At 36.5% G+C, this 12,394-nt stretch carries 11 protein-coding genes; 6 read left to right on the top strand and 5 right to left on the bottom strand.

What is annotated here, in order from left to right; all coding sequences use genetic code 11:
- Positions 1–298 precede the first annotated feature (298 nt).
- Both GVN22_RS23530 and GVN22_RS23525 read left to right on the top strand, forming a co-directional pair.
- Entirely contained in the window at positions 299–1,282 is a 984-nt protein-coding gene (locus tag GVN22_RS23530) for a pyruvate dehydrogenase complex E1 component subunit beta (RefSeq protein WP_166553462.1), read from the top strand.
- A 356-nt stretch (positions 1,283–1,638) separates the two neighbouring features.
- Positions 1,639–2,553, top strand: coding sequence for a hypothetical protein (locus GVN22_RS23525; RefSeq protein WP_166553461.1), 915 nt, complete (start codon positions 1,639–1,641; stop codon positions 2,551–2,553).
- 148 nt (positions 2,554–2,701) lie between these two features.
- On the opposite strand, the gene GVN22_RS23520 is transcribed toward GVN22_RS23525, so the two are convergent.
- Both GVN22_RS23520 and GVN22_RS23515 read right to left on the bottom strand, forming a co-directional pair.
- Positions 2,702–3,442 carry a sulfite exporter TauE/SafE family protein gene (locus GVN22_RS23520; protein ID WP_166553460.1) on the bottom strand — a complete coding sequence of 247 codons (741 nt, stop codon included), beginning with the start codon at positions 3,440–3,442 and terminating at the stop codon, positions 2,702–2,704.
- 152 nt (positions 3,443–3,594) lie between these two features.
- Positions 3,595–3,975 carry a winged helix-turn-helix domain-containing protein gene (locus GVN22_RS23515; RefSeq protein WP_166553459.1) on the bottom strand — a complete coding sequence of 127 codons (381 nt, stop codon included), beginning with the start codon at positions 3,973–3,975 and terminating at the stop codon, positions 3,595–3,597.
- Positions 3,976–4,317: 342 nt separating this feature from the next.
- Here GVN22_RS23515 and GVN22_RS23510 point away from each other — a divergent pair, with 342 nt between their 5' ends.
- Positions 4,318–5,640, top strand: a complete 1,323-nt coding sequence (locus tag GVN22_RS23510) for an alpha-L-fucosidase (protein ID WP_166553458.1) — start codon at positions 4,318–4,320, stop codon at positions 5,638–5,640.
- A gap of 171 nt (positions 5,641–5,811) precedes the next feature.
- Complete coding sequence (locus GVN22_RS23505; protein WP_166553457.1) at positions 5,812–7,089, top strand: DUF2851 family protein; 1,278 nt, start codon at positions 5,812–5,814, stop codon at positions 7,087–7,089.
- Here GVN22_RS23505 and GVN22_RS23500 read toward each other — a convergent pair.
- A complete protein-coding gene (locus tag GVN22_RS23500) occupies positions 7,043–8,071 on the bottom strand; it encodes a PAS domain S-box protein (RefSeq protein WP_166553456.1) in 1,029 nt (342 codons plus the stop codon). The genes GVN22_RS23505 and GVN22_RS23500 overlap by 47 nt on opposite strands.
- 177 nt (positions 8,072–8,248) lie before the next feature.
- Positions 8,249–8,800, bottom strand: a complete 552-nt coding sequence (locus GVN22_RS23495; RefSeq protein WP_166553455.1) for a hypothetical protein — start codon at positions 8,798–8,800, stop codon at positions 8,249–8,251.
- Between the two features lie 65 nt (positions 8,801–8,865).
- Here GVN22_RS23495 and GVN22_RS23490 point away from each other — a divergent pair, with 65 nt between their 5' ends.
- The gene (locus GVN22_RS23490) at positions 8,866–9,564 is read left to right on the top strand and encodes a fatty acid desaturase (protein WP_166553454.1); all 699 of its coding nucleotides are present in this window, start codon (positions 8,866–8,868) and stop codon (positions 9,562–9,564) included.
- Positions 9,565–9,858: 294 nt separating this feature from the next.
- Here the strand turns inward: GVN22_RS23490 and GVN22_RS23485 are convergent, their stop codons facing one another.
- Positions 9,859–10,833 carry a polyprenyl synthetase family protein gene (locus GVN22_RS23485; RefSeq protein WP_166553453.1) on the bottom strand — a complete coding sequence of 325 codons (975 nt, stop codon included), beginning with the start codon at positions 10,831–10,833 and terminating at the stop codon, positions 9,859–9,861.
- 386 nt (positions 10,834–11,219) lie between these two features.
- Between GVN22_RS23485 and GVN22_RS23480 the strand changes: the two genes are divergently transcribed.
- On the top strand, positions 11,220–12,155 hold the full coding sequence (locus tag GVN22_RS23480) for a patatin-like phospholipase family protein (RefSeq protein ID WP_166553452.1): 936 nt from the start codon (positions 11,220–11,222) through the stop codon (positions 12,153–12,155).
- The last annotated feature ends 239 nt before the right edge of the window (positions 12,156–12,394 follow it).

Here is a 12,394-nt window from a genome sequence, read left to right as displayed (position 1 = left end):
AGGAATACTTTTGTGGTAAATGAGTAAAAAAATCTATTTTTTCGGTTTATTAAGAGGAAGATTTTAGTATCCAATCATCAGTTTTAGGGCATAAAAGCGACTTTTCAGAAAATAAGTGTTTTCAAAAACTAACAAATATCAGCTATTTGAGGTTTCTTGAATAATGTTACTGGCTTAGTTGCTAAACCCGCTTGTCTGTTCCAATATTCTTCCCTAATTTTACAGACAGTTTTCAATATGACAAGAATCTAATTTTTAACGCATAGCGTCCTAAATATCCTAGAATTATCTTAAACAAATGAGAGAAATACAATTCAGAGAGGCTCTTCGTGAAGCCATGAACGAAGAAATGCGTCGTGACCAATCAGTTTTTTTACTGGGAGAAGAAGTAGCCGAATACAATGGTGCTTATAAAGTTTCGCAAGGAATGTTGGATGAATTCGGTCCAGACCGAGTAATTGACACGCCAATTGCCGAGCTAGGTTTTGCAGGGATCGCTGTAGGTGCTGCCGCTAATGGTTTGCGTCCTATCGTTGAATTCATGACATTCAACTTCTCATTGGTAGCTATTGACCAAATTATCAACTCAGCTGCCAAAATGATGTCAATGTCAGGTGGTCAGTATTCTTGTCCAATGGTTTTCCGTGGACCTACAGGTAATGCTGGTCAATTGTCTTCACAACACTCTTCAAACTTCGAAAACTGGTTTGCTAACACACCAGGTTTGAAAGTAGTTGTGCCTTCTAACCCAGCTGATGCAAAAGGACTTTTGAAAGCTTCTATCCGTGATAATGACCCTGTTATTTTCATGGAGTCTGAATTGATGTACGGTGACAAAGGACTTGTTCCAGATGGCGAATACCTTATTCCTATCGGAAAAGCAAACGTTGTTAAAGAAGGTACAGATGTTACTATCGTAACTTTTGGTAAAATGTTGCCACGTGTAGTTATGCCAGCGGTTGCTGAATTAACTAAAATGGGTATCAATGCTGAAGTTATTGACTTGAGAACGGTTCGTCCTATCGACTATGAAACAGTTCTTGCTTCTGTAAAAAGAACTAATCGTTGTGTGGTAGTTGAAGAAGCTAACCCTGTTGCAGGTCTTTCTTCTGAGATTGCTTACAATATTCAACGTTGGGCATTTGATTACATGGACGCTCCAGTGATCCGTGTAAACTCAAAAGACCTTCCTCTTCCTTATGCACCAACGCTTATCGATGAGATTTTGCCAAGCATTCAGCGTACAGTTGATGCTGTGAAGGCAGTACTTTATAAAAACTAATTTCTACTGATAAAATTGAGTTCGGTAATTAATTTCAGTAACTGAATTTTTATTCATAGATTTTTCAAAAAAATCTTAGTCTTCACAGGCTAAGATTTTTTTTGTTTTAGTGCTATTATAATTATATGTAACAACAGATACTGTTCTGCGGTTATAACCAATTTTCATTCACTCATAATTATTTAATACTCTTATACAAAATTTCTTAATAGTGCTCAACTCACTTGCTATCAATAAAGTGCAAATTTTAAAATATGATTTATATCAATTATAACCATTTTTAAGCACTAATGTATTTGGAATAGTGATTTTCAATGTCTATTTTAGAGTTACAAAGCCCATAAAATTTTATACTCATGAAAAATCATTATCTATTTATTATTCTTTTATCCTCCGTCTTTCTGTTTACACAATGTAGCGAAGACTTATCAATGGAGCCATCGAGTCCAGAACATAATGGTCTCAAAATTGACTTAAGCTCAATTTACAGAGGGGTATATCTCGACAGTTTGAAATACATTGTCGGCGACCAAGGTAAAGAGAATGCACTACTGCAATGGTGCCAATACAACAGCTTCACTACGGTGACTTGCTACGATTTGTACACGTTATTAGCAACGTCGGCGGGGTATCCCAAAGTAGCGGCGTTTATTCGTAAAGCACGTACACAATATGGCATCACTACCGTTACCGCCTGCATGGGTTCGGCTAATGCTTTTACAACGACTATCAATAATTATAATGCTAGCCGTACAGATGCCCTTGAAAAATTTGATTATGCTAACTTGGAACTTGAATGGTGGAATAAAGCTGCAACCTTTAAAAACTACCTTAAAGAATTACAAGGAATTAATGCTTGGGGAGATGCTCAAACAACGCAAATACCTACAGAAACATACATAGGTTGGTTTCAAAATCCTACTGGTCAGGAGTTGACACAAGCAACAGGAATTGTTTCAAATACAGACCGAATATTGGTACATGATTACCAAACAACTCCTACTTTTAGCTATATGAAAAGCCGTTTACAATGGTTAGGAAAAGCAGCTAAAGCGCAAAACAAGATACAGAAAATTATATTCTTATTTAGTGCTGAACCAACATTCTCATTCAACTATTTTGTCAATAATAGCTTTGATAATACTTATATAAAAGTACTAAGTGAATATCAAGCTGCTTCATTCACAGGAAAAGAAAATCTTGAGATTATTGGTTATCAAATTTTTGCCCAATCAGAAGGACGTGCCGCACGACCAATGATGATTCAGTAGTATTTGAGTATCAATGGTAAGTGGTGAATTGTGAATATAAATTTTTAATTATTAATATTTCATATTTAGAGCAAATTCTATTTTAATAGTAAAATACTGATAAATAGCTCTTTATATTCACAATCCACCATTCAAAATTCACAATTGTCTAGGTAAATATAAGCTTCAGACAAGCAATTACTAGTCCCAATGCCAGCATATACCGTAAGGTCGGGATATTGAATCTATGACTACCGTAATAAGCCCCAACGGTACCTCCTACTATAGTTGCCATCACTGCATAAATCAAATCTGGCTGAATCACCAACGTTCCTTTTGAGATAGCTCCGATCAATCCCGAAACGGAATTGACAAAGATAAATAATGCCGACACCGCAGCCGTTTGTTTGAGTGTTGCCCAGCCCATTACTAGCATTACAGGACTCAGGATAATACCTCCGCCAATACCAATCATTCCAGATAAAAGTCCAATCACTGCACCAGTCAACAAGGCACCAAACAATGGAATCTCTTTTACTTCATGCTCGGACTTTTCGAATTTCACCAACATTCTCACAATCGAAATAAGAATACATACCGCTAATATTTTTTTGTAAATACTATCGGGAAGTGTATAAGTGGCTCCCAAAAAAGACATAGGAATACTGGCAATGGCAAAAGGCCAAAAAAGTTTGATTTTGAAATGCCCTGCGCGATAAAAACCAATAAACGAAAATAATGATACTGCCAAATTCATAATCAGTGCTGAGGATTTCATCAATGCGGGAGCAAAACCCAACAAGGCCATTACAGCAAGATATCCACTAGCGCCACCATGCCCTACGGAAGCATATAAAAAAGCCACTGTTGCCAGCATTGCCAGCATTAAGATCATTTGGGGAATATCCATGAATTCAATTATGAGTTGTAAGCAAGTTTAGCGGTTTCGAAAAATTCTATTAATTTTTCACGAATACTCGTTTCGCTATTTTTGTAAAAATATAACGTATGGATTAAAAAGACAAGACTTGATGAAGTATAAATGAAAAATGAGACTTGTAGCTAAACGATACCTAAGATGTGACTTTTTTGATTGAAGGCTTCTGTTTCTTGTTTCAAAAAATCTTTAAACCTTTGTTGCAAAGCTTTATATTCGACAATAGCTTTTACTCCTTCATCTGTGACTACTGCCCCACCTCCTCTTTTTCCACCCACTTGGGTAATCACAAAAGGCTTAGAAGACTGGACATTCATCGAATTAATCAATTCCCATGCTCTTTTGTAAGACATATTCATGGCTTTGGCTGCTTGTGAAATAGAACCATGTTCGATGATAAGCTCCATCAATTGGATTCTTCCTTTTCCTAAAAATCGGTCGGTACCATCAGATTTTTCAATCCAAACAGCCCCCACAACCTGATAAGATTCTTTTTCTTGACTCATATATTGGGTATTAAGAATTAGTGCTATTCGACGAATTATGAATTTGTAGTGTACTAAGCATTTTAAAATCATCCATTAGGTATTAGTACTTTATGAAGGATTATAAAAACTGTTTATATCGGATGTTGGATTTCGGAAGTGTAATTTTCTATTTTTTATGAAAACTACAGGTATTTCACTTTATTTCCGAAATCAGAAATTCCAAATCCGCAATGGCTTACAAACTTTGTTACAGTCCTACTTCACTATTCACCATAATCACTATTTCATAAATGTATAGGTATTTTTTGAGAAAAATATCTTTTAAAAACACCAAATTATCTTTACAAACTATTATAAAACATGAAAAAAATTACAACTGCTTTATTGTGTTGTTTTCTAGCAACGGCATCCATTTTTGCACAAAAATATGTGCCTAGTCCCGAAAACCTCAAAGCTCGTCAAGAATTTGATGAAGCTCGCTTTGGAATGTTTATCCACTGGGGCGCATCAAGCGTTTTGGGCGATGGCGAATGGGTTATGAACAACAAAAATATTAAAATAAAAGATTACCAAAGACTCCAAAGAGCTTTTAATCCAGTAGATTTTGATGCAAAAACATGGGTTGGTATTGCCAAAAACGCTGGTATGAAATACATTACCCTCATTACTCGCCATCACGACGGCTTTAGTAATTTTCATACGCAATATTCAGATTGGGGCATTGCAAACACTCCTTTTAAAAGAGATATTGTTAAAGAAATCGCAGATGAATGTCATAAGCAAGGTCTCAAAATATGTTTTTATTATTCGCTATTGGATTGGTATCGCACCGATTATCCTTACGAAACTGGTAAAACAGGTAAGGGTACTGGACGTACCGAAAAAAGTAACTATGCCAGCTATTTACAGTTTATGAAAAATCAGCTTACCGAGTTACTCACCAAGTATGGAGAAGTGTCAACTATCTGGTTTGATGGACATTGGGACCAGTTAGACAACGATCATGATAAAACATTGCAATCTAAAATAAACTGGAAATACGATGAAATCTATTCACTAATTCACAAACTTCAACCACAGTGTTTGATTGGCAACAATCATCATTTGTTACCAATTGATGGTGAAGATTTCCAGATGTTTGAGCGTGATCTTCCTGGCGAAAACAAATCGGGCTTATCGGGACAAGAAATTGGTAAATTACCGCTCGAAACCTGCGAAACACTCAATGGCTCATGGGGATATAATATCAAAGATAACAGTTACAAAACTCCAAAAGAATTAGTTGATTACTTGGTTAGAGCAGCAGGCTATGGCGCCAACTTTTTGTTGAATGTTGGACCAATGCCTAATGGCGAGATTCAACCAGAATTTGTCGAAAGATTAGCCAAGGTAGGTGATTTCATGAAAATATACGGCTCAACGATTTATGGCACGCAAGGCGGATTTGTTCGCCCGCAAGATTGGGGAGCTGTCACCGAAAAAGGCAATAAAATTTATCTTCATTTATTAAAACAAAAGGAAGATAAGTGGATGATTAAAATACCTGTAGCTTTCAAAACGGCTAAATATTTTAAATCTGGAGCACCAGTGAAGTTCCAAAAATTAGATAACAACTTCGTTGTTTTTGATATTAATCCAGCTCAAAGAGATGAATTAGACACGGTAATTGAGCTGGAAAAATAAAATTACCTTATCACATTTAAGCGTTTGATTTTATCGGGAATGGTGTTTTGAGCATCATTCCCGATTTTTTTAAATACAATTAGAGAAAGTATTGCTAAAAATAGAGCATTTTGATAGTTTTTTTTATTTTTACTACAAACTTTTAGTTCTTAATCTATCAAACACCTCATAATGATGCAAGAAGCCTTTTTACACCATGTTTGGCAATTTCAAAAATTTAATAGTCTTTCTCTATTAAGCACACAAGCTGAGCCTATTCAGGTTCTGAAAGTTGGCTATCACAACGCTCATGCTGGAGCAGATTTCTTAGAAGCGCATATTCAAATTGGCGATGTCGAATGGATAGGAAGTGTGGAAATACACCTCAAATCTTCAGACTGGGAACAACATACACATCAGCACGACCAAGCTTATGGCAATGTTATTTTACACGTAGTTTGGGAAAATGACCGCGAGGTACATCGCCACGATGGTACCATAATGCCCACTTTGGTCGTAAAAGACCTCGTTGATGCGCATCTGTTGCAATCCTATGCAGATTTTATGGCTAAACCTACTCAAATTCTCTGTCAAGGTCAATTCGAGGAAGTTCCCTATATTAGAAAACTAGGGATGTTAGATAAAGCGTTATTGCTAAGACTTGAAAAAAAGGCTCATTATATCATGGAGATTTTTGCCAAATGTAATCAAGATTGGGAGGAAGTAGCTTATCGATTATTAGCCAAAAATTTTGGTTTTGTCGTCAATGCCGAACCCTTTGTAAGGTTAGCCGAAAATTTACCTCTTAAATGTATTCATAAGCATCGAGATAGTCTTTTTCAGATTGAAGCCATGGTATTTGGGGTAGCTGGTTTGTTGGAAGTAATTGAGGAAAATGATGAATATCAGCAAAAATTAAAGCAGGAATTTAAGTTTTTGTCCGCAAAGTATCAGCTAAAACCTATTGTAGAAAAACATGAGTGGAAGTTTTTGAGAATGCGACCTGCCAACTTTCCGACGGTTAGGTTAGCGCAATGGGCAGCCTTAATTGGAAAAAATGCTAATCTTTTTTCCTTAATGATTTACTTTAATGATACTCAAACCATAGAATCGCTTTTTAACATTAGCACGTCATCGTATTGGGAAAATCACTATCGTTTCGGAAAGGCTACTGAGACAAAGGTGAAAAGTTTTGGAAAAAGTTCTCTTGAAAATATCCTCATCAATACCGTTGTACCTTTGATGGCTGGATATGGCAGGTATAAAAACGAGCCTCTGTTAGTAGATAAAGCAATTGCTATGCTTGAAGAAATACACCCTGAGAAAAACCATATTTTGGATATTTGGCAAGAGCTTCGCTTACCTATCAAAAATGCGGCTGATTCGCAGGGTGCTTTGGAATGGATGAAAAGTTTTTGTCAAACTAAGCGCTGTCTCTCGTGTGAAGTTGGCTTATTTCTTCTTCGTTAGATTCGAGAGCTCTTGATTTGAGGACTGTCTCACGAATAATATCATCTAGTTGTTGAGCGCTAATTTTAAGCATTTCGACCAATACTTGAATACTGGATGGAATTGCTTCGTTTTCCAACAAATCCACAGCACCTAAGATATTTGCCACAGGATGCCTAATCACATGCGATTGGGTATAGGCAATCTCTTTGAGTTTGGAGTTTTGGTCAATAATAATCTGCTCACGCTCTTTTACGTTGCTAATATCTTGAATAATTGACCATATACGGGGTTTTCCATGCTTGTCCAACACGAGTCTTCCGTGCAATAAAATCGGAATGGTATGTCCATCTTTATGGATATATTCTTTCTCATAAGGGCCATAACTCCCTAAATTATGTAAATTTCTGAGTTGTTCCTGTTCTTGTTCTTCGTAGGATTGAGGAGTTAATGCCCAATAATCTACCTTCAAAAGTTCTGATTTTGAATATCCTGTCATGGTAGACAATGCGGTATTCACTTCCAGAAAACGCCCATCCATCGAGTTCACAGCGATACCAACAGGCGATAACTCAAAAAGGCTACTATACTTATTTTGATGCTCGAGCAACAAGGCATTCATGTTGACAGTTTGCTCATTTAGCTCCTCCACGTGGGTTATATCATGACCGATACAAAGAATTTCATGGGGTTCTTGATTGGCGTTTAATTGTAATGAAAACTCCCATTGTGTCCAAAGAAAACTATTGGCAATATGAGGTTTTCTTAATACCACAGGAAAAGGCTTTTCAGGCTCAGCAAAACATAGCTGAATCACCTCAGCACATTTTTGATGATCTTCCATATAGACCGTATCAAGACTGAATACTCCCACCAAATTTTTACCTAAATACTCAAATCTCTTTTGAAAATATGGTGATACGTACGTGATAAAACCTTCTAGGTCAATTTTTACCATGTACAGGTAGTTAGAGTTCTTAATAGCATCAACAATTTTTGACATAATTGTGCGTGTGTTAGTTCTGGCCTTCTATCAAGATAGAAGAGTAAGGCAATTATAATTCATCAAAAACATTAGTGGTAGTTTGAAGCTGAGTTGGGAGTGGTATGTTTCTATAAAAATAAATCTTTCTCGCAAAAAGTAATACAACTATACTCATTTTCATGCGAAATATACTAATTAATCAAATTTCTTAGGCAATTTTAGCTCCTTCGCATAGTAAGCGGTAGCATATTCGTAATTGTAATGTAAAAGCAAATTGAGGTTTTCCAGAAAATCAAACTGCTCGTCGGGATGCAATTTTTCCACTTTCTTCACTACAGCCTCTGTTCTTTTGGCTAAATATTGCAATAATGCATCTGCATAAGAACTGTATTTTTCAACAATATAAGTATTGTGCTCAAAGCATCCTTTGATAAGGGCAATAGTAAGCTCTACTTCTCCGTATTTATCTTTTGTGATTTTTAGATGTCTTGTAATAGCACTGCTCATTTTTCTAACTTCATAAAGCAATGCTTTGGGAGAAGTTATGTGAGAATGATACATCATTTCAAATGCCTCATGTAAATCTGCCCTGCGTTCTTGCAAGGTTTCGCCTGCTTCTAGTAATTCAAACTCGAATTTTTCAATCAATAACTTATCTTTTCCAATCAAGCGAATCAAAAGTTTATCTTTTTCCTTTTGAGGTAAATCAAGAATAGCTTGTTGGAGATTTTTTTCAATTTTAGCCATGAAAATACAATTAACTTTACATTTGATGTTTGTAACAAAGTTATAGGCTTACTTGTTTAACCAATATGAACTCACTCAAAAATTATAAAGGTTTATATTATGCCGCATTGATTTTACTCTTGTGGGGAGCAAATCTTTGGTATTTTCTACATTATCCTGTTCGTTTCGATGATCCTTTAATTTATTTGGGACTATTGATACAAACGCACCTCTACACGGGCGTATTTATCACCGCACATGATGCCATTCATGGTGTAGTGATGCCACATCGCCCAAAGGTTAATTATGGGATTGGCTGGCTTTGTGCTACTTTGTTTGCCTTCAATAATTATAACAAACTGAGTTCGAAGCACCACTTGCATCACAAGCATGCAGCAAGTGAACAAGACCCTGATTATTATGCGGGTAATTTTTTTCGATGGTATCTTAAGTTTGCCTTAGAATATGTCACAGTTTGGCAAATAGTTTTGATGGCAATTACCTATAATTTACTCAAATTAGTCTTTCCGATGTGGAATCTAATCCTGTTTTGGGAAGTACCTGCTATTTTGAGCACTTTGCAATTATTCTATTTTGGCACGTATTTGCCACATCGTGGCGAACACGACCCCTCAGATAAACATAAAGCCAGGAGTCAAGGCTTAAATCACTGGATTGCCTTTTTTTCTTGTTACTTTTTTGGGTATCATCATGAACACCATGCTTATCCGTATTTGCCTTGGTGGAAATTGGCAGAAGCCAAAGAAAAGACTGAATCTAAGTAGCTGATTTATCCTTGATTGAGTGATTGAGCGGATGAGTGATTATGTTAAAATTTCTATCCTATTAGTAGAGACGCAATGATTGCGTCTTGAGCTGAATAAAATCTAGTATAATAGCATCAAAAAAGCGCTCGAAAAACAATTTTCGAGCGCTTTTTTGATATTTGTAGAATCATCCTAGTCCCACAATTAGGGGTAACTCATGTTCGATATTGGATTTTTAGAGACAATGTATTGGGTCTCTAAAAGTAAAAATCATGTAAAAAATAATCACTCATTCACTCAATGAAGACTTGACTATTTAGCTCTTTCTATCGTAAACTGTACCAATCCTGCCAAAGATGTGCGATAGATAGATTCTGGAAATGAATCCAAAATAGCTAGTGCTTCACGAACAATATTTTGCATTACTTCGGTAGCATATTGTAAACCTCCCGATTTTTTCACAAAATCAATCACTTCGGCTACTTTTTTAGGGTTCTCAGAATCATTTTTAATCGTGTTGATTACATGACGCTTAGTACTCCAATCTGCTTGGTTGAGAGCATATATCAAAGGCAAAGTCATTTTCTTTTCCTTGATATCGATACCTAAAGGTTTACCTATTTCAGCATCACCATAATCAAAAAGGTCGTCTTTGATTTGAAAAGCAATACCGACTTTCTCCCCAAATAATCTTGCTTTTTCTACTGTTTCGGCATTAGCTCCTGCCGACGACATGCCTGCGGCACAACAAGCAGCAATCAAAGTAGCGGTTTTTTGACGAATAATTTCAAAATAAATATCTTCGGTAATATCCAGCTTACGAGCTTTCTCGATTTGCAAAAGCTCTCCTTCTGACATTTCTCGCACGGCTGTCGAAACGATTTTCAACATCTCAAAATCCCCGTGATCAATAGACAGTAACAAACCTTTTGAAAGGAGATAATCACCTACTAAAACTGCAATTTTATTTTTCCAAAGCGCATTTACAGAGAAAAAACCACGACGATAGTTCGAATCATCCACTACGTCGTCGTGTACAAGCGTAGCAGTATGAAGAAGCTCGATAAGCGCTGCACCACGATAGGTTTCTTCTGTGATTTTGCCAAACACTCCCGCCGACAAAAATACAAACATAGGTCGGAGTTGTTTCCCTTTGCGTTGGACAATGTAATTCATGATTGTGTCCAACAGCATCACTTTCGTTTTCATAAACTGGCGAAATTTGCCTTCAAAGGCATCCATTTCGGCAGCGATGGGAGCTTGTATTTCCTTGATTGATAAAGACATTTGTTCAATTGCTGGGCACCTAGTTTGGGTATATTTTATGACAAAGACAGGTACCGTTCTTAATTCCGACGCAAATTAGTCGATTTAGATAAAAAACAGGTAATTTAACCTGACTTTATAACATAAAAACTGTATTTTAGTTTGTTAGAAGATTTAGTTTTTTTCACAAAAAAGGCTACTGAGTATGATTTTTTTCTAGAAAAAAATCATACGCTTTGAGAAAAATATTCCAAAAAAATGACAAGTATCCTATTGATTACTAGCAAGTTTAGTTATCATTGTTGATCAAATAAAGTAAAACTTTAGCTTTCAAAAAAGACTATCTTTCTCTCTATCCAAAGTTACCTAATTATTTAACTATGAACCAATATCATTGAAATACCACTATGAGTAAAATATTAGTATTGGCAGGTGGTTCTGTCAAAGGGGCTTATCAAACAGGGGTTGTTCGTGCGGTATTTGAGTCTGGTTTTTATCCAGATGCTATTTATGGCGTTTCGGCAGGAAGTATGAATGCTTCCTATTTGGTCAATGCCATTGGTAGACAAATGCTTGAGAATGGCGTTATTGACTATACAGAAACAGCCTTAGATTTATGCAAATTTTGGGCAAATAATATTGTAACGCCCGATTCGCTGGCATTACGTCGGGGCACTTACGAATTAGGCTTAAGTGCCATTCGTAGAAACTTTGAAGGATTATTAGATACTACTCCGCTCAAGGAAATTCTTCATAACAACATTCATCTTCGAAATCTCAACGCAAGTCCTGTATCACTAAAAGTTGGGGCGGTCGACATTATCAATGGCAATATGATCTATGCTGACCCAAGTTATGAGCATTTCCTAGACTATGTAATGGCATCGTCGGCTATTCCGATTTTGATGCCTGTTATTAATATTGGCGATCACAAAAAAATGGCTTTTCTGGACGGGGGTATGCGCGATGTAGCTCCAGTCAAAAAAGCCATCGACGATGGTGCAGATGAGATTGTATGTATCGCCTGCCACACTCGAAAACTTGACGGCGGGTATTTTCCTTATGGCAACTTGCTGGCGCTGGTAGACAGGGTGATGGACATTGCCGTAAACGAATGTCTCAATGCAGATTTGGATTGGGCTGAGTTTAGAAACGAATGTTTACCCGAAGATGGAAGCTGTGCTACTTCAGGAATTTTGAAAGGTCAAAAAAGAATCAAACTGAAAATCATTCGTCCACAGCAACCTTTGAATATCGATATCCAATCGTTTGATAAAGACGATATAGAAAGACTCATTTTGTTAGGCTATCAACAGGGCAGAGATGAAATGAAGAATTATTGAGGGGAAGTTAGTTGTTAGCTGGGTATCTGTTATTTGAGGGAACGTAAATAGCGTTGAGTTACACCCAATTGAGTGATTGTTGAATGAGTGATTTAGTGATTATTTTAAGAAGAAATTCACCAGTAGAGACGTAATGCTTTGCGTCTAAAAAGTGCCGTTTTGTAGGCTTCCCTTGAAAATTACTTTTTCCTGCGAAGGCCTACAAAAAATCCACTCAAATACGGGTGGATTTTTTATTT

Source organism: Cellulophaga sp. BC115SP, from assembly GCF_009905545.1.
Lineage (GTDB): Bacteria > Bacteroidota > Bacteroidia > Cytophagales > Spirosomataceae > Flectobacillus > Flectobacillus rivi.
Note: the sequence above shows the minus strand (reverse complement) of the source record. Positions and strands in the feature narration are given on the sequence as shown.